The sequence below is a fragment of the Microcoleus vaginatus HSN003 genome (assembly GCF_022701255.1).
Classification (GTDB): Bacteria; Cyanobacteriota; Cyanobacteriia; order Cyanobacteriales; family Microcoleaceae; genus Microcoleus; species Microcoleus vaginatus_B.
On record NZ_CP031705.1, the window covers coordinates 2,233,616 to 2,252,819 of the forward strand.

The following is a 19,204-nucleotide window of genomic DNA, read 5'->3' on the forward strand; positions in this document are numbered from 1 at the left end:
TGATATGGGATTGAAATATACAATTTCAATGCACAACATCTATCAGATCGATCGGGACAAGCAGATTAGAGCGATCGTCCTTACTCTGCCTCCCCAATTAACGTGAACGCTGCCCAATTTCGCGGCTGGGGATGAGTTTTCATCGTGGTTAACATTGCCTGCCGAAGTGCCTGTGCTTTATTCGGATTCTTCTGAAGGTTTTGATAAAACGACTGCATCAATTCCGATGTCGGCGCATCGGGAACCGCCCATAAAGAAACAATCACGCTGGGAACGCCTGCCGAAATCAAAGCGCGCGACAAACCAATCACACCATCCCCGGTAATTCTGCCTTCTCCAGTGTTGCAAGCACTCAAAACAACTAAATTTGCTTGCAGTTTCATATCGAAAATCTCTTCTGCGGTCAATAAGCCGTCATCGCTACCAGAAGGAGCCAGGACGATCGCACTTGCCAATCCGCGCACATCATCCAGCAATCCATGGGTTGCCAGATGAATAATAGATGCCTGGGGCATTTTTTGGACGATCGCAGCTTTTGTCCCTTGTGCGCCCGTAATGGCTTGGGTGTTGAGCAGAGGGGCGATCGCGATCGCTTCGGCTTCGGCCCCAGGTAGAGGAGACAATTGTTGTTTGGGAGCTCCGAGATAGGCAGACACACTAGGCATGGTGGGATTGCCCAATACTAGAGCCCTGCTGCTGTTGACTGGCTTCTGTGCTAACTTTTGCCGCTGTTGTCGAGTCAAATCCAATACTTGAATCGAGGGGGCGGTGAGAATCGTGTGTTTTTCGATTAAGTAAGTGCCGCCTTCATCTTGCAGGGCCCCAAAGGGTACCTGGAAAAGCGATCGTTGAGGAATGAAAATGACGTGGGCATTAGGGTCTTTGGGTAGGAGGCTGGCAATGGGATCGATCAGCAGTTGATGCAGTGTCGGTAAGTCTGGTTGGGGTTGGGTGGAGCCAAGACTGCTGCGACTGCGGACGGCGAGGAATTCTTGATTGCCCGCGATTAAGCTGTCTAGAGAGGCGTTGTGTTTCTGCCAGAGAGGTTTGAGGTCAACCTGCCGGAAGGTAATTTCGCCCGTAGGTTGAATCACCCAAATGTAGAGCGCGGATTCTCGCCATACTTGTTTGCCCTGAATCTGAAACTCGTCGTAGACGATCGAATACTGCACCAAAGTGGCATTCTGTGCTTTGGCGATTTGGCGGATTTGCTCCTGGTTGGGAGCAGAGGCGATGACCGGATTGGCATCACCAGTTGATAAGCGCTCTGTCAGGAGATCGACAAAGGCACGAGCACGTCCCCGTTCCGCAATTTCTAAAGCGGCGATCGGGTTATTCTGAGCCACTCGAACTTGTTGTAGAAGGCTATAAGTCATAGCTTGTCCTTCAAAGATGGAGACTTTATTCGCGTCGTTGGAGCCGAGCATTTGCCGCCTCGATTCCAAAACTTGAATCCCATTGACGAGCATTTTTTCGGCTTCTGTAAGCTTGCCAGCTCTCAAGAACGCCAATCCGAGGTTGTTGAGTGCTATACCCTCCGCCCGGCGGTCTTTAATTTCGCGGGCGATGGCTAACTGTTGCTGTGAATACTCAATGGCTTTGGCATAGTTTTCCAGATAGAGGTAAGCGATTCCCAAATTGCCCAGTGACGCAGCCTCCGCTGAGCGGTCTTTAATTTCGCGGGCGATAGCTAACCACTGCTGTGAATACTCAATGGTTTTGGCCGAGTTTCCCAGAGCGATGTAAGCACCTCCCAAATTACCCAGTGCCATACCCTCACTTTGGCGGTCTTTAATTTCACGGGCAATCGCTAAACTTTGCTGTGCATACTCAATGGCTTTGGCCGAGTCGCCCAGATAGAGGTAAGTGAATCCCAAATTGCCCAGTGCCCTACATTCTCCTTGGCGGTATTTAATGGAGCGGGCGATAGCTAAATATTTCAGTGAATACTCGATGGCTTTGGCATAGTTGCTCAGAAAGCGGTAAGCCATTCCCAAATTGTCTAGTGCTATACCCTCCCCCTCACGGTCTTGAATTTCGCGGGCGATGGCTAAGTGTTGCTGTGAATACTCAATGGCTTTGGTATAGTTGCCCAGAAAGCGGTAAGCCTCTCCCAAACTGCCTAGTGTTAGACCCTCCAACTTACGGTCTTTAATTGCGCGGGCGATAGCTAACTGTTGCTGTATATATTCAATGGCTTTGATATGGTCGCCCAGATACAAATAAGCCTCTCCCAAATTGCTTAGTGCGAGACTCTCCTGCTGGCGGTCTTGAATTTCACGGGCGATAGCTAAATGTTGCTGCGAATACTCAATGACTTTGGCATAATTGCCCAGAGAGAGGTAAGCACCTCCCAAATTTTTTAGTGCCCGACTCTCCTCCTTGCGGTCATTAATTTCACGGGCAATAGCTAAATGTTGTTGTGAATACTCAATGGCTTTGGTATGGTCGCCCATAGAGTGGTAAGCGACTCCCAAATTGCCCAGTGCCACCTTTTCACTGTGGCGGTCTTTAATTTCGCGGGCGATGGCTAACTGTTGCTGTGTATATTCAATGGCTTTGGTATGGTCGCCCAGAGAGAGGTAAGCGGTTCCCAAATTGCCCAGTGTTGCACCCTCCTTCTGACGGTCTTTAATTTCGCGCGCGATGGCTAAACTGAGCTGTGAATACTCAATGGCTTGCACATAGTTGCCCAGAGAGAGGTAAGCGGCTCCCAAATTGCCCTGTGCTGCACCCTCTCTCTGACGGTCTTTAATTTCGCGGGCGATGGCTAAACTCTGCTGTAAATACTCAATGGCTTTGGCCGAGTTGCCCAGATCAAGGTAAGCACGTCCCAAATTGCCCAGAGCCCAACTTTCTGTTTTCCGATCTTTAATTTCGCGGGCGATGGCTAAACTTTGCTGTGAATATTCAATGGTTTTGGCCCAGTTGCCCAGAGAGTAGTAAGCACGTCCCAAATCGGCCAGTGCCAAACCTTCTGTTTGACGGTCTTTAATTTCCCGGGTGATGGCTAAATGTTGCTGTGCATATTCAATGGCTTTGGCATAATTGCCCAGAGATTGGTAAGCCATTCCCAGATTGCCCAGTGCCCAACCCTCTCCTTGGCGGTTTTTGAGGGCGCGATAAATTGGCAGTGCCTGTTGCCAGAAATTCAGCGCTGCTTGGAATTGCCCAGTCTGATATTGTTGGGTGCCCTGCTGCAAGAGCCGATCGGCCTCTGCTTCACGAGCATCAGTAGTTTGAGCCATCGCTGGGAATTGAGAGTCAGGATTAGTTAATGGGGACATAGTGGCAACCAGGAATAGGGAAATGGAAGCTAGGAAAACATGAGTGAGCCTAGAGTGGGTCGATTTGAGCCGCTTAAAGGGGGAATACAGCATAGAATTCTAGAGTTGGAATTTAGAGAATTAGCCCGATCGCTCTTTCTGCCGTCGTCGTGCGATCGCCTCAATCTGCCACAGGCGATCGACCTTCATAGAAGCTTACTCTGTCTCCCCAATCTCGCCGCAGGGATGGGGACTCTAATCTGAATTAGACGACAATTTTAGCGATCGCCCGATCGGTTTGATTCAAACCATTACCCACTGGCATAGTCAAGTCCAAAATCAAAACCTGGCGTGTTTAGATCGTCCATATCCAGAGCCGTCTGCTCTAATGCTCGATTAATGTCCGCAGGACTTAAGTGGAAATTTGCAATGCTATCCTATCAACGCATTCCGATTAGCTGTTGTCGTCAAAATGTACTCAACTTGAGCTGGAGTTAAAGTCGGATTAGCATTCAAAACTAAAGCCGCTACACCCGCTACCTGTGGCGTTGCCATAGATGTGCCAGTTAGGGTGTCATAGGTGCTATAGGGAGTTGTAGAATAGATGTCTACTCCCGGAGCAACTAGGTAATCCAAAGCTGTGGAACCCGCACGGTTCGAGGTGTCAGCCATCCTGCCGTTTATATCAATGCTGCCCACTGCAATTCCCAAGCGATCGGCATTACGAGCTGGGTAATCAGGTTGGCTAAAACCCGAATTTCCCGCTGCTATCACCACAACAGAGCCTTTGTTATTTGCATACTCAATTGCGTCATTCACCAGGTTGGAAGGGTAAAACTCATTTCCCAAGCTGAGGTTAATTACATTGGCTCCATTATCAGCAGCATACCGGATTCCAGCCGCAACATTATTCAACTCGCCGTAACCAAAGGTGTCTAACACTCTGACAGGCATAATCTTAGCATTGGGCGCAACTCCTGTGATGCCAAAATCATTTCGTTCCGCCGCGATCGCACCTGCTATGTGAGTCCCGTGACCGTATAAATCCAGATCCATTGGGTTGTCGTCGCTAGCCACAAAATCCCAACCCCGAATATCATCAATGTATCCGTTGCGATCGTCATCGATGCCGTTTCCAGCAATTTCACCAGCGTTCCGCCAAATATTGTCATCCAAGTCAGGATGGCTGTAGTCAACACCACTATCCACGACAGCTACAACAATCCCATTTCCTGTAATGTTCTGAGTCCAAACTTCCGGTGTATTTATGGCATCTAGCGCCCAATTATTCCCGCCCAAATCGGGAAGATCTGGAAAAGGATTTGAGCGGTTTAAGGTGGTGGAAACTGCTGCATTTGCATTCACCAAACCGTAGCCGTAATTACTATTAAAAGGGCCGCTAGGTGTGGAAATATTTAGTTCAGGAATAGAGGTGGCAGAAAGATTCAGGTTGTAATTAGTAGAGTTGCCTAAGAAGCTAGAGACTTGGACATAGTATGTTCCGGGAGCCAGATTGGATACATTAATGACATCGGGGACGATGCCACTCTCAAGAGAGTAGTCAATAGTTTCCCCAAAATCAACTACACCGTTGTGGTTTCTATCTTGAATTAGCTTTACGTCAGCATCCGCTCTCAAACCGTCTAGACGCAGGCTAAAATTGCTCTTAGTGTTGATATCGAATCGATAGAAATGGTTGGAATCTCCAACTCCGACAAAATCAGTTAAGTTGATGCTACCATTTTCAACACCAACAATATTACGAGCTATCGAAAGAGAGTTCCCTGGATCGGCAAAATTCAACTGGGAAGCAGATATCGTTCCTGTTAGCGGATCTGCGTTTACATTCGCCGATTGTGACTGCGGTTTGAGTTGAGAATCGGCGACATCGCCACTAACTCGATCGCTCGCAGAGTAACTGAAGCCAGCGCCTGCATTAGCTACAATAAAATCTGCTATCTGTGTCTGTGGGTCGAAGCTGGATGCTGTGGAATTAGTCAAGCTAGATTCAGCACTATAACCAGGAATATTCAATGGCTCGATCGCTGGGTTGAGCAAGTGGCTGTTAGCCGGAAATGTTGATTGTGCGAGATCGTTTGGCTGTTGATTGAACAAAAGGCGATCGTTAGGATTAGTTGTGATGTCTAACATAATTTAAAACCTCAGATATTTAGATTCATTGTTGATTTAAATCTTACGCAGCCCAGATCGAAAAATCATCCGTTCTACCCACAGACTTGATCAAGTACGGGGTGCAAAAGAGATTGCGGGAAAGTGCAATGTAGGTGAATATGTAGAGTAGATGGTTCACTTCCATCAGTGTTAAGATTATTGAGACGCGATCGCGAACAAAGATTCATTCCACAGTCCGCCAGGGAATTAATTCCCTGTCTCATAGCGCAAGTCCTCTAAAAGAGGACTGAAGAATATAACTCATTAGTCCTCTTTCAGATATAAATGTCGCTTTTAGGCACTGAAGTTTTCAAGAGCCATTGATGAGGAATTTATTCCTCGCTACGAAGCTGTAAAAAGCGATCAAAATCCCGGAGCAGAGATAATACTACCTTGAAGATCGGCCACTCTTACATTTGACACAAAGCCTACTATAGCATTTCTTACAAAGGTGAGGTACAATAACAGCAGTGAGTAAACCAATTCCAAATATTTGCTGATGTAACTTCACTAAATGCAAACTCTATGGCTTTTGCTAACTCTTTATAATTAGGTGTCTTGATAGAACGGAGAATATTTTTAAGTTTTGACCATAAATTTTCAATTGGGGAGAAATCCGGCGAATAGGGCGACAAGTATATTAATTTAGCCCCTTTTTTTTGGATGGCTTTTTCTACTTCTTCTCCGGTATGAATAGTACAATTATCCATGACTACACAAGCACCTTTCCATAACTTTGGCACTAATTTTCGGATAATAAAAGCCTCAAATGTAATTGCATCAGTTGTACCTATTAAATTAACTGATGTTAGGACTTCTTTGACCGATATAGCTCCAATTATTGAGACATTTCTTCCGCGTTTATTCGGTTTTGATCCCTTGGCTCTTGAACCTTTTAGAGATCGAGCATATAACCTAACCATTGCCAAGTTTACTCCACATTCATCAATGAATATTAAGTCTTTGAAACAAACTTCTCTAATTTTTTGCCAGAACTCGTATCGCAGGTTCTGAACCCTGTCAGTGCCTTTGTCTGACGGGAAAAGAGTTTTTTTTTCAAAGTCATGTTTAAGAGTTTTGCCATTCTTCCCATCGTTGCTACGCTGATGGTAAAACCAATTTTTTGGTACAGTAAATAACGGAGTTCTTCGAGAGTTGCATCATTGTTTGCTTCAATCAATTCCGCTAAAATTAGCAGTTGTTCTGCATTCAGTTTTAATTTGACTCCACATCGCTCAGTGCGAGGAGCAATGTTTTGGGTGTCACGATACTGTTTAACCAATTTTTGGACAAAACTTAGGGCTACACAAAAACGGTTAGCTATTGCTCTTTGTGACAGCGGTTCATTATGGTACACATCCATAATTTTTTGTCTAAAATCAATCGAATAAGTTTTCATTTTTACTAATGCGTGATCCTTGCTAAAATTTGAGATAGTTGTCATTCTAGTGACTGCTGCGGGTCGAGGGACTACTGCTCGAAGATCGCCCTATTTAATTAGAGCTGTATAACATTTTGAAGTTCTATATTTTTCACTCCGTTTAAGTCAGTTATATTATACCTCATCTTTCTAAGAAATGCTATATGTCGCCGGAATTCCTAACTTTAATTAGAGTGCCTTGACTCTGTATCGGTTGAGTATCGAAGGCACCTGGCGGGGTAAAGAGTTTGGCACTTTCTGGTGCATCAAACCCAAATAAAACTGTCACGTTTGTCACGTATTGCAAGTCTACATCGCTAGCAGTCAAACCGCCTGCCAATCCAATTCTATCGGCGCCAACTCTGAAACCTACAATAAAATCGGCATTATTGACATCTGTAACTCCGGGTTCTGCTTGGACGACGTACAAATTGCTGCCCCCGATTTTGATTGAACTATTATTATCATCCAAAGCTCCTAAAATGTCGCGACCCAAACCTCCCACCAGAGTGTCATTTCCGTTACCGCTGACTAAAAAATCATTGCCTCTACCGCCCAAGAGAATATCATTTCCCGCAGCACCTATCAGAAAATCTGCATCTTGACCGCCGCTGAGAGAGTCATTTCCCTCATCTCCAATCAGGAAGTCTTTACCTTTTCCTCCGAATAAAGAATCGTTGCCCAAATCCCCGCTGATAATATCTTCTCCTTCATTGCCATAAACCAAATCATTAGCTGTTGAGCCAGTGACGAAATCGTCACCTGCAAGCATCCAAGCTCCCAAAGGAAAATTAGTTGCCTCTGCGATCGACAAAGTAACAAATTCGGATGTATTGTCGCCAAGTAATTGTCTAGATTCTGACAGATCTGGTTGTAAAGCCATAAAAAAAATCCTCTTAACACTTGACTTAAATCTTAAGCAACCCAGATGAGAAAATCATTCGTTCTACCCACAGACTTGATGAAGTACGGGGTGCAAAATAGATTGCGGGAAAGTGCAATATATGTGAATATGTAGAGTAGATGGTTCATTTCCATCAGTTTTGAGATTGAGAAAATAACTCGGCGGTTTCAACCGCGTCTAAACAAACAAAGTCGGCCTGCGCCGACTAAAGAATAAAGAGCATTTCCGATTGCATCGGAATTATTAGTATCCGAAAAGGAGACGGCAGTGCCGTTTCCCTACAATGTTATTTTGGGTAGGGAAACCGCACTGCCGTCTGCTCTATTATTCCGGTACAACCGGAATTGATATAATTTAGGAGAAAATTTAGGAGAAAAACATTGAGCCAATTCGCTATTAATAAAAACTTACTCTGCCTCCCCAATTAAGGTGAACGCTGCCCAATTTCGCGGCCCAGGATGAGTTTTCATCGTGGTTAACATTGCCTGCCGAAGTGCCTGTGCTTTATTCGGATTCTTCTGAAGGTTTTGATAAAATGCCTGCATCAATTCCGATGTCGGCGCATCGGGAACCGCCCATAAAGAAACAATCACGCTGGGAACGCCTGCCGAAATCAACGCACGCGACAAACCAATCACCCCGTCCCCGGTAATTCTGCCTTCTCCAGTGTTGCAAGCACTCAAAACGACTAAATTTGCTTGCAGTTTCATGTCGAAAATCTCTTCTGCGGTCAATAAGCCGTCATCGCTACCAGAAGGAGCCAGGGCGATCGCACTTCCCAATCCATGCACATCATCCAGCAATCCATGCGTTGCCAAGTGAATAGTCGATGCTTGGGGCATTTTTTGAACGATCGCAGCTTTTGTCCCTTGTGCGCCTGTGATGGCTTGAGTGTTGAGCAGAGGCGCGATCGCGATCGCTTCAGCTTCGGCTCCAGGTAGAGGAGACAATTGCTGTTTGGGCTCTCCCAGAGAGAGAGACACGCTTGGCATGGTGGGATTGCCCAATACTAGAGCCCTGCTGCTGTTGACTGGCTTCTGTGCTAACTTCTGTCGTTGTTGTCGAGTCAAATCCAATACTTGAATCGAGGGGGCGGTGAGAATCGTGTGTTTTTCGATTAAGTAAGTGCCGCTGGCATCTTGCAGGGCCGGAAAGGGCACCTGGAACAGGGCACCTTGGGGAATGAAAATGACGCGGGCATTGGGGTCTGTGGGTAGGAGGCTGGCAATGGGATCGATCAGCAGTTGATGCAGTGTCGGTAAGTCGGGTTGGGGTTGGGTGGAGCCAAGACTGCTGCGACTGCGGACGGCGAGGAATTCTTGATTGCCCACGATCAAGCTGGCTAGAGAGGCGTTGTGTTGCTGCCAGAGGGGTTTAAGGTCAACTTGGCGGAAGGTAATTTCGCCTGTCGGTTGAATTACCCAGATGTAGAGCGCGGATTCTCGCGGTTCGCTTTTTCCCTGAATCTGAAACTCGTCGTAGACGATCGAATACTGCACCAAAGTGGCGTTCTGTGCTTTGGCGATTTGGCGAATTTGCTCCTGGTTCGGAGAAGTGTTTATCATCGGATTGGTAGAACCTGACGATAAGCGTTCTGTCAGGAGATCGACAAAGGCACGAGCGCGTCCCCGTTCGGCAATTTCTAAGGCGGCGATCGGGTTATTCTGAGCCACCCGGACTTCTTGTAAAGTCTGATAGGTGCGCTCTTGCCCTTCAAAGATGGAGACTTTATTCGCGTCGTTGGAGCCGAGCATTTGCCGCATCGATTCCCAAACTTGAATCCCATCGAACAGCATTTTTTCAGCTTCTGTGAGGTTGCCAGCTCTCAAGAACGCCGCTCCCAGGTTGTTGAGCGCCGCACCTTCTCCGTTGCGGTCTTTAATGGAGCGGGCGTTGGCTAAACTGAGCTGTGTATATTCAATGCCTTTGGTATAGTTGCCCAGAGAGTAGTAAGCGGCTCCCAAAATGCCCAGTGCATTCCCTTCCGCTTGACGGTCTTTAATGGAGCGGGCGATCACTAAACTCTGCTGTGTATACTCAATCGCTTTGGCATAGTTCCCCACAGACCCGTAAGCAATTCCCAGATAGCGCAGCGCCGCACCTTCGTCTCGGCGGTTTTTAATTTCGCGGGCGATCGCTAAACTCTGCTGTGAATACTCAATGGCTTGAGCATAGTTGCCCAGAGAGTTGTAAGCAAATCCCAAATCGCCCAGCACAGCACCTTCGTCTCGGCGGTTTTTAATTTCGCGGGCGATCGCTAAAGTCTGCCGTGAATACTCAATGGCTTTGGCCCAGTTGCCCAGAGAGCGGTAAGCGAGCCCCAAATTGCCCAGTGCATTCCCTTCCCCTTCGCGGTTTTTAATGGAGCGAGCGATCGCTAAACTCTGCTGTGCATACTCAATGGCTTTGGCCCAGTTGCCCAGAGAGCCGTAAGCGAGTCCCAAAATGCCCAGCGCATTCCCTTCCCCTTCGCGGTCTTTAATGGAGCGGGCGATCGCTAAAGTCTGCTGTGTATAATCGATGGCTTTGGTATAGTTGCCCAGAGAGTAGTAAGCGGCTCCCAAAATCCTCAGTGCCCTCCCTTCTCCCTGGCGGTCTTTAATGGAGCGGGCGATAGCTAAACTCTGCTGTGCATACTCAATGGCTTTGGCCGAGTTGCCCAGAGAGAGGTAAGCAAGTTCCAAATTTCCCAGTGCCAGAGCCTCCCAATGGCGGTCTTTAATGGAGCGGGCGATGGCTAAACTGAGCTGTGAATACTCAATCGCTTTGGTATAGTTGCCCAAAAAGCGGTAGGCGAGTCCCAACTTGCCCAGTGCCACACCCTCCACTTGGCGGTCTTTAATGGAGCGGGCGATCGCTAAACTCTGCTGTGTATACTCAATGGCTTTGGTATAGTTGCCCAGAGAGTAGTAAGCGGCTTCCAAAATGCCCAGTGCCGTACCCTCTCCTTTGCGGTTTTTAATTTCGCGGGCGATTGCTAAGCTCTGCTGTGAATACTCAATCGCTTTGGCCCAGTTGCCCAGATTGAGGTAAGCACCTCCCAAATGCCCCAATGCTAAACCTTCCCCTTGGCGGTCTTTGATTTCGCGGGCGATCGCTAACTGTTGCTGTGAATACTCAATGGCTTTGGCCGAGTCGCCCAGAGAGAGGTAAGCGGCTCCCAAAATGCCCAGTGCCACAGCTTCTCTTTGGTGGTCTTTTCTTTCGCGGGCGATCGCTAAGCTCTGCTGTGAATACTCAATGGCTTTGGCCGAGTTGCCCAGAGAATAGTAAACTCTTCCCAAATCGCGCAGTGCCAAACCTTCAATGTGGCGGTTTTTAATTTCGCGGGCGATGGTTAAAGCCCGCTGCTTATACTCAATGGCTTTGGCCGAGTTGCCCAGAGAGTCGTAAGTATCTCCTAAAAGGCCTAGTGCTACACCTTCCCCAAGGCGGTTTTTGAGGGCGCGATAAATTTGCAGTGCCTGTTGCCAGGAATTCAGCGCTGCTCTTATTTGACCAGTCTGATACTGTTGAAGCCCCTGCTGTATTAGCCGATCGGCCTCTACTTGACGAGCATCGATCGCCTGAGCGTTAGCCGGAAGTGAGGAGTGGGGAGGAATGTAAAATGCAACAGACAACAGGCAAAAGGCGAGGGGAAACAGGAAGCCCGATCGCACTTTACGATTACTGAATTTAAACAGTGCTAGCGAGAAAGGCTGCATGGGATTTTAGGGTTTGGGTTGCGGGAGTTGGCGTTGTTGTTCGATCGCTCTTATTTGCTTCAATCGATCGCTCCAATCTTTCAAAGGTTCGGCTTCCGAACTAGCGAGAGAATCTAGCAGTTCCAGCACAGCCGCTTGGCTTTGAGAAGTGTCAGAGGCTTTGCGCGCTTCGGCGATCGCGTCATACCACAGCCCCGCCTCCGCATACAGGTCGATCCGCTGTTGGGGAGTTTGGGCGGCTGCAAGTTGAGTCTGCAACGACGCAGCAGGCTGGACTACTTGGATTTCTGCCGTCGCCACCACATTCCTCGAAGGAACCATCGGATCGCAGACCAACACCACTTGCCACTGATAGGATTGCCCGATCGACAGTTGGGGCAGATTTGGGGGCAAAGCAACCGACATAATCCCTTGCTGACTCTGCATCTCGGTTTTGTAGAGCAGTTGTCCCGTGCGAGTAAACAGCCTCAATTGCAGCGGACGAGGAGTGCGATCGGGTACAAACCAGGTAAAGGTCGGATGCCCAGAAATCGTCTCTCCGACATGGCTAAACGGCACCAAGACAGTCAATCTCGCCGATGAATTAGCTTCGCAACTGCCCCCGCGAGTGGTATTCGTCCCGGTGTCTTTCGGTTTAGAAGGGTTTTCAGGAGGAGTATATTTTGCCAGCGCTACAGGAGCGACCCAGAACGAAACACTCAGCATTAAACTCGCAATGCCGGCAGAGTAAACCGTTCGACGCTTCAACTCGTGAGTCATCATCTGAATCCTCATCTGTAACTATCTTCTAGAGTAATCACGAATACACAAACACAATAGAGGACTGTCCGCAAGCTTCGTTTGCGGGAAGGTGCAAAGATATTGGTGTCAGCTTAAGGGCAAACCCTCAGTCCGGCAGTCCGGCAGGGGTTTAAACCCCTGCCTCAAAGCGAAAGTCGTCTGAAGACGACTAATGAGTTCTTCAGTCCTCTTTGAGAGGACTAATGAGTTCTTCAGTCCTCTTTGAGAGGACTTTCGCTATGAGACAGGGAATTCATTCCCTGGCGGACTGCCGGGTGGGCGGGAGGACTGGGTGGACTGACAGCTTAAGTTGACACGCTTTGGGCATTGCCCTATCCAGAGTTGCCGTGTTATCGATCGTTAGATCTGAGCTCTTAAACCATTCTCAAGAACGGGCAAGATGCCCGTTCCACAAAGAGTGAATTTCTTGTGGAACGGGCATCCTGCCCGTTCATAAACGCCTTATTGAAAATGGTGCAATATCTCATCTCAATTAGCTCCGATTTAACCAGCGTGAACCCCACCGCTCACCAGAACCACCGCCGTTTTGCTGGCCAGGTTAACTCGCACACTGTCCCCTTCGGTTGATTCGGGTAGCGCCGAAATGCTCCGCCTAACTGTTTGGCTAAGTTCTTTGCAAGCTGGGTTCCTAATCCTGAGGGTTGAAGTTTAGGGTTTGGATCTTCGGGTATTTCCTTGTCTCGCTCCATTGCAGCCAAGCTAAGCGTTTCTGACTGAGACTGTTTCCCCCTACCATTATCCGCCACCCGAATCACCTGCCGATCGCCCTCTTGAGTGCAAATTACAGTCAAGCGAGTGGCTTCGATCGCGTGTTTCCCGACATTGCAGAGCGCTTCTTCCAGAAAGCGGCAGAGTGCTCGCTTGTGTTCCAACCGCAGATGCGAGGTGTTCAAGGGATCGAACTGCACAATTTTGAATTTGATCGTTTTGAGGTAGGGCAATTCTTGTTCGAGCGTGTTGGAATAGACCTTGTAGAGCAATTCATGCAATGGAGCCTGCAGGGCCAATTCGATCGCACTCCCCATGCGGAGATGCGGTTCATCCGCGATCGCGTCTCGTTGCACAGAGCCGTAAACTGCCCGCAATTCTTGATTCAAGCGTTGCAACTCCGGTAGAAATAACGGCGGTGTGGCTTGTTCTTGAGCAGTTCTCAAAATCACAACCAATGTTTGTAACGGGCCGCTATGAATTGCATTAAAGGTCTGCTCGATCGCAAACTGACGTTCCTCCAACCGCAGTCGGAGTTCCTGTTCGTGGCGATAAAATAACGCTGCCATCAAGCCAGCCCCATTCAACACCAGCACCAACAACACAGGCACGATCGGCACCCACCATCCCAAAAGAATCAGCCAGTAACAGAGCGCGATCGAGCTGACACTGGCGACTAAGAGCCCCAACAAAATTTTCCAGGGCGATCGCAAAAACCGTCCCAGACTTATCCCCAAAAGTCCCCATGCCACAATCCAGAGATATTCCCCTGCGTCTGCCCAAACCCGAAGCAACGATCGGCGATCGAGCACCGCACTAACGATCTGGCTAGTGGCGTGCGCCTGGATTTCGACTCCGTAAATCCGTCCCGGATTGATGCCAACGATCGCACCTGAACTTGCCAAATCCTTCGCGCTAAAAGACATCATCCCAATCAGCACAATCCTGCCTCGAATCCAATCCGGGTTGACCTGTCCCGATTTGATTTGCGAGAGAGAAAGCACGCGAAACGGCATTGTCCCGCTGCGAACATTGAGTAAAATCTGGTTGCCGCCAGCATCCGCCCCCACATATCCGCCAGAGTTTGACTGCACTCTGGTCAATTCAATGCTGCCAAAGCGCATCGCCTCCCGATCGCGAATTCCATTGCCCAACTTAATTCCTCGGGCTGCTAAATAGCGTTCCGCCAGCCGGATCGCCAACGAAAAACGGTATTCCTGCTGGGGGTTGTGAGCCCCCAACAAACTGCGGCGCTGGTAGCCATCCGCATCGAGAACGGCATCTGCAAAGCCAACCTGTTCCGATGGCAGCGCGGGCGGAGGTGCGACGGTAAAGCCACTGCGATCGGGCAGGGCAATCTCCACTCCGATCGCATTCTTGCTGCTGCGAAACACCGATGTTAGTTCAGCATTACCCGGCTCAACCGGAATATCGCGTACAATATCCAGCCCGATCGCAGTCGGTTGATAGGCCTGCAAGCGTTTAAGCAAATCGGCAATTTCGCGATCGGGAATCGGATAAGTTCTGGCGCGTTGAATATCTCCCTCGGTGATACTTACGATTACAATCCTTTCATCGATTGGCTCAGCGGGACGCAGGCGCAGAAATCGATCGAACGTCACCAACTCCAAAAACTGAAGCGCACCGGTCAATCGAGCGATCGTCACAGCGACAATCACCATTACCCCTGGAAGCGCTCCTCGTCCCCAAGTCGTGACGCCCGCTTTCACTGCTTGCCATCGATCGCGCTTCACTAATCAATCAATCCTTGTTCCCTAGCCCGCACTTCCGTTTGAATCCGCAGATTCTTATCATCATCCTTATACACCTCTAGCACATCTCGAATCTGACTCCAGTAAGACTGCACAGTGCGTTCAGAAACATTCATCCGTTTGGCGATCGCAGTATCCTGTAAGCTCTCTTGAAAAGCAAATTGCAACACCTGCATCCAGGCGGGTTTGAGTTGCAGCCCATTGCGGATCTCTCTGGGTGTATAAATCCGCTCGTGCAGCGCCCAATCAACCATGGCCAGCAAGTCTTTCATCGGCTGGCTCTTATCGACAACTGTGAAGCCGCCCATGTGATTGTCGATCGACGGTTTCAGCCAAACTAAAGTCCGAACATGGGCACTCTGCACCACAATATTCAGACTCGGATACTGCTCCATCAACGTTTTGAGGAGTAGAAGCCCTGAATTTGCTTGAGCTATTTCGCCGATCGTCTCTGGCATCACCAGATCCACAATCACCAAATCCGGGGTCGTCTGCGCTATTTGCTCAAGGGCTGCCTGAGCCGTCGGAGCCGTCAGAATGTCTGCCTCTGGATATTCTTGCTTCAGAATGTTAAGCGTGCCACCTAACACCATCGCATGGTCATCCACGACTAAAAATGTTCGTTTCTCTGGTTGAGGTAAAGTCTGGGGCATAATTGATTCGTTACCACACAACATCGTCAGTTTAGGTAATCCGTCAACCCATTTTAGATTGGGAATTTACGATTTTCGATTTGTGACCTAGTTAAAACTAGGGGCTTTAAACCGCTGAAATTCTCATTCAAAATCCCAAATCTAAAATCGTCTCGGTCATCTTCTTACAATAGAGGAATTACCTGGCTCCCGTCCTGCATCTGTCCGCCAACTGGGGTTGTGGATGTCCGCAACGAGAATTGCGCTAAAGCGCAGTTCTATTATAATCTAGGTGTCGCAGCAGGAAAAAGGATAATTTTATGGTAGGAGAAGGTTCGTACAAAGCAAACACGTACAATCTGGAATTTGAGGGAGAAATCCAACGGTTAAAAGCTCAAGTTCTCCTCAGTTGGGAAAAGGAAGCGCGCACTTTAACTTGGTTCGGTTTAGCCGACGGGATGAATGTTTTGGAAGCGGGTAGCGGGCCGGGATTTTTCACCGAAAAACTGTTAGAATTGCTGCCAAACAGTTCGGTAACAGCGGTAGAAATTGACCCGGTACTGCACGAAAAAGCAGTAGGATATTTGCAGGACAAAGGAGGCGATCGAGTAAATCGCATTCAAGCATCGGTGGCGGATACTGGTTTGGATGATAACACGTTTGACTTTGCGATCGCCCGTTTGCTGTTCGTTCACCTTCCAGAGCCCGTCGCAGCAGCTAGAGAAATATTCCGCATCTTGAAACCGGGCGGCAAACTGGTGATTATTGATAGCGACGCGGATTTGTTTTGGCTGACAAATCCACCTTGGTCAGTCCAGATTGTCCGCGAGAAATTCAAGCAGGTGATGGCATCGCGGGGCGGCAATTTATGCGTCGGGCGAAATCTGTGCCGCATTCTCAAAGAAGCTGGGTTTGGTAGCGTTGATTTAGAAGCGGTTGTCAGCCACAGCGATTTAATTGGAATTGAAGCGTTTGAACCTTTGCTGGACTCCGGGCCCATTTTGCAAATGGTCAAACAAGGGTTGATTTCCGAGTCGGAAATAGAAAGCTATCTGGTTTCGCGGGATGAGTTTGTAGCTGCGGGCGATCGATCGATGATGAGTTTTTGGTTGATGGCGTGCGGGGAAAAAAATTAATAAAATTAAAACCAATTTTTCACAAAACATTGATGTTCTGCCGCAGCAAAACCTCTAGCACTCTCGCTACATTCCCAGCCAACAAATCAAATTTCTAAATCCACCCTATTGAGTTCATTCAAGGGTAGATTTAGCGCTTCTGCAATTTGCTCATCCGTCAAACCAAACTGACGCAACTTATCAATTAATTCAATTATTGCGAGGTCTGTGTAATTATTGCTTTGCTGCTGGAAGTCAGGAGTGGCAGGCTGACTTTCATCTGAGGTAGAAGCTGAAGCATCGGGGCAATTGTTGGTGTAACCTATATTAACATTGTTTTTATTCCCAGTGTTTTTATTTCCTAAAGTTATATTTACATTTATGTGACGTTCTAGCACAGATTCAAGATTACTTTTTTTAACTTGTTCGCCAAAGATATCAGATAACATTTGCAAAAGCTCGTGACTGACTTTTTTAACGTGCTTGTCACTGTAACCGTATGTTTCTGCAACCCCAGCATACTTTTGACGATTCAGTATTCCCGCGATAATTCTGCGCTGCAAGTCGTTGAGATGCTTACCTGTCTTAGCGCAGACAGCTTCATCGACGGATTGCAAAGTCTGAGGAATGTCCATAGGTAGGCCGATGAGATCAATGCCGTTACTATATCCTACTTTTTCCAACTTTCTCCAACTTTTTTGACCTCGCCTGCGAATTGTTTGGGCTAATTTGAAAAAGATCCAACTTTTTCCAACTTTTTTTGTATTTAAGTTTTTACCTTAAAAGTCTACTATGAGAATATTAAAATTTCATCACCCAATATAAATCAGAAATTATACAAGGAAGTGATATTGTACCTAATTACTTGCCAATGCAGAGGTAGGAAATGACCGATAAAAAACTAGATCAACCAAGAAATATCACTTTGCTGCCCTATCAGATGCAGAGTGGAGAGAGCCTAACACAAGACACTCAATCCGACATCGAAATTTATAAAGAGGTTCTGGCTGAAAAATTTGCACTAGCGAAAACCGTAGAAGAATGTGATCGACTAATAAAAGTTAGACAAACAGTTCAGGAATTAGATAGAAATAATAGGCAATTAAACTATACAGAACAATCGGCAAAGGCTCAGCTTGTTGAAACCCAACAAAAAGCTACTTTCCAACGTAGACAACAGGTTATCGCTAGTGTTATTTCAGTTGGGATTGGCATTTATTTTATACAAGCTTCTTCTTTGGCAGGATTGCTGTTTTTGATTTTAGGATTGGCTAAACCTTTAGGCTATTCATTGGGAGAGATCGGTGAGCTTTTCGATGGTTTGAAAGGGTTTGCCAAAGATTCAAATAAACTTCTATCTAATGGTAACGACCGGGATATTCAGTCTGAGGAGCCTAAAAATGCAAGATTCTAAACTAGATTTAATTAGTGCGTTAAAATTTGAAAAGCGACTTAAAACTTCGGTTGCGGTGTATCTATCCATAATCCTTCTTACTATAATTGGTGTGTTAGTCAAGATTGATATGGCTTCTGAGTTACAGCAGGCATTGATAGTTATTTTGGGCTTAATTACAATTGCTACTATTGATGCGTTCAGAAAAGCTTTAGATAACACACGATCTTCTTTAGTGGATCAGTTTAGCCAGATCATTGTTCAGGATGGAGGTTTGTACGTTGGTGGTGATTATATGGAGAGTCGAACCGTTAATCAAGGAATTGAAAGAAGACAAACACTTGCAGAAGCTGCTGACGAGATTCAGCAACTTCTGATGCAACTGGAGAAGTCCCAGCCTGCTGCTACTGAAGCTGAAAAAGTAGCCTACGTTAATGATGAAACTCCTATCGATTTAAAATCTCGTTTAGTTAATGCCCTCAAAGCTGGTGGTGAATCTGCTGTCGTCGAAACTACTCTGGATAATAGTCCTTATGTTAATGTTGTTAAGGCTATTCTAAAAGGATGGATATCTTCAAGGGATCTCAGTAGCACAGATAACGATACCTAGAACACAAGAATAACCGATATTACCGATCGGTAATAGCATAGGGACTACTAACTCTGCTTAATTACTGCGGCTGAATCCCCTTCAAAAACTCCCTCCTTGCCTCAATCCTTGAAGGCATTAAAACGCAACGCACCAGCAATTCTAAATCCAACTCTGGCAACAACTCACTTCTTGAAAGTTGCTCGTAATTATCCTCGCACAACCGATAGACAGAAAGTTGATTATTTTTCCAAAACCAGACTTCAGGGATGCGAAGTCGCAAATACTTAGCTAGTTTATTTGTACTCCCGCTAGTCATCGTCACTTCTATTGCTAAATCGGGATGCTCTTTCTTTTCACCTATATAATAAGACTCATCTGGTTCAAATGACACATCTTTGGTTTTATCCCTGCGAGTAGCACTTCCTACAGGAATAAAGTTAATCCCTTTCTCGAAAAAGTAAAGTGCTATAAATATAGCCAAAATACTTTTGATCTCTTCATGGTCTTCGCCCAGTGTCATAAACTCGATCCACCCATCAAAATAAGTTATCCGCAAACCAGGAGAGTCGGCCATCAAAGATTCTAGAGCCTCAAATTGCTCCCAACTATAATAACCGGGGAGAATCAATCGCTGTTCGCCAAGCGTAACTGTTTCTTCTAAAAGTTTTGCTGTCATGGGTAGAGCCATTCTATTTTAAATATTGCTAGCCCCCACCCAGTACAAA

The 19,204-nt window shown here is 47.1% G+C and carries 14 protein-coding genes; 4 read left to right on the top strand and 10 right to left on the bottom strand.

From position 1 onward, the window contains the following. Positions 1 to 80: 80 nt before the first annotated feature. Positions 81 to 3,287: a CHAT domain-containing protein gene (locus tag D0A37_RS09540; protein WP_242723557.1), complete on the bottom strand. Its 3,207-nt coding sequence runs from the start codon at positions 3,285 to 3,287 to the stop codon at positions 81 to 83. A gap of 39 nt (positions 3,288 to 3,326) precedes the next feature. On the opposite strand from D0A37_RS09540, the gene D0A37_RS09545 reads away from it, so the two are divergent. Further along, on the top strand, positions 3,327 to 3,530 hold the full coding sequence (locus tag D0A37_RS09545; RefSeq protein ID WP_242723558.1) for a hypothetical protein: 204 nt from the start codon (positions 3,327 to 3,329) through the stop codon (positions 3,528 to 3,530). 168 nt (positions 3,531 to 3,698) lie between these two features. Here the strand turns inward: D0A37_RS09545 and D0A37_RS09550 are convergent, their stop codons facing one another. From D0A37_RS09550 to D0A37_RS09580, 7 genes are all read right to left on the bottom strand, one after another. Then, entirely contained in the window at positions 3,699 to 5,417 is a 1,719-nt protein-coding gene (locus D0A37_RS09550) for a S8 family serine peptidase (RefSeq protein WP_242723560.1), read from the bottom strand. 464 nt (positions 5,418 to 5,881) lie between these two features. Continuing rightward, positions 5,882 to 6,837, bottom strand: a protein-coding gene (locus D0A37_RS09555) for an IS630 family transposase (RefSeq protein WP_242715677.1) whose coding sequence is annotated in 2 segments (ribosomal slippage) — positions 5,882 to 6,504 and positions 6,504 to 6,837 — 957 coding nt in all. Because the reading frame shifts where the segments join, the coding sequence is not laid out codon by codon here. 181 nt (positions 6,838 to 7,018) lie between these two features. Beyond that, positions 7,019 to 7,741 (bottom strand): calcium-binding protein, encoded by a 723-nt coding sequence (locus D0A37_RS09560; protein WP_242723562.1) that lies wholly within the window; start codon positions 7,739 to 7,741, stop codon positions 7,019 to 7,021. A gap of 428 nt (positions 7,742 to 8,169) precedes the next feature. Next, positions 8,170 to 11,466 (bottom strand): CHAT domain-containing tetratricopeptide repeat protein, encoded by a 3,297-nt coding sequence (locus D0A37_RS09565; RefSeq protein WP_242723564.1) that lies wholly within the window; start codon positions 11,464 to 11,466, stop codon positions 8,170 to 8,172. A gap of 6 nt (positions 11,467 to 11,472) precedes the next feature. Further along, positions 11,473 to 12,240 (bottom strand): DUF928 domain-containing protein, encoded by a 768-nt coding sequence (locus D0A37_RS09570; RefSeq protein ID WP_242723565.1) that lies wholly within the window; start codon positions 12,238 to 12,240, stop codon positions 11,473 to 11,475. Between the two features lie 533 nt (positions 12,241 to 12,773). Beyond that, the gene (locus D0A37_RS09575) at positions 12,774 to 14,729 is read right to left on the bottom strand and encodes a sensor histidine kinase (RefSeq protein WP_242723566.1); all 1,956 of its coding nucleotides are present in this window, start codon (positions 14,727 to 14,729) and stop codon (positions 12,774 to 12,776) included. After that, positions 14,729 to 15,400 (bottom strand): response regulator, encoded by a 672-nt coding sequence (locus tag D0A37_RS09580; RefSeq protein ID WP_242723568.1) that lies wholly within the window; start codon positions 15,398 to 15,400, stop codon positions 14,729 to 14,731. Before D0A37_RS09580 ends, D0A37_RS09575 begins: the two co-directional genes overlap by 1 nt. A 299-nt stretch (positions 15,401 to 15,699) precedes the next feature. On the opposite strand from D0A37_RS09580, the gene D0A37_RS09585 reads away from it, so the two are divergent. Further along, complete coding sequence (locus tag D0A37_RS09585; protein WP_242723571.1) at positions 15,700 to 16,515, top strand: class I SAM-dependent methyltransferase; 816 nt, start codon at positions 15,700 to 15,702, stop codon at positions 16,513 to 16,515. Positions 16,516 to 16,601: 86 nt separating this feature from the next. Here the strand turns inward: D0A37_RS09585 and D0A37_RS09590 are convergent, their stop codons facing one another. Beyond that, positions 16,602 to 17,177, bottom strand: a complete 576-nt coding sequence (locus D0A37_RS09590) for a helix-turn-helix domain-containing protein (RefSeq protein ID WP_445242511.1) — start codon at positions 17,175 to 17,177, stop codon at positions 16,602 to 16,604. A gap of 203 nt (positions 17,178 to 17,380) precedes the next feature. Here D0A37_RS09590 and D0A37_RS09595 point away from each other — a divergent pair, with 203 nt between their 5' ends. Then, positions 17,381 to 17,908 carry a hypothetical protein gene (locus D0A37_RS09595; protein WP_242723573.1) on the top strand — a complete coding sequence of 176 codons (528 nt, stop codon included), beginning with the start codon at positions 17,381 to 17,383 and terminating at the stop codon, positions 17,906 to 17,908. Beyond that, positions 17,895 to 18,497, top strand: coding sequence for a hypothetical protein (locus D0A37_RS09600; protein WP_242723575.1), 603 nt, complete (start codon positions 17,895 to 17,897; stop codon positions 18,495 to 18,497). The genes D0A37_RS09595 and D0A37_RS09600 overlap by 14 nt, the downstream gene beginning before the upstream one ends. Positions 18,498 to 18,558: 61 nt before the next feature. On the opposite strand, the gene D0A37_RS09605 is transcribed toward D0A37_RS09600, so the two are convergent. Beyond that, on the bottom strand, positions 18,559 to 19,155 hold the full coding sequence (locus tag D0A37_RS09605) for a Uma2 family endonuclease (RefSeq protein ID WP_242725451.1): 597 nt from the start codon (positions 19,153 to 19,155) through the stop codon (positions 18,559 to 18,561). Positions 19,156 to 19,204: the final 49 nt, after the last annotated feature.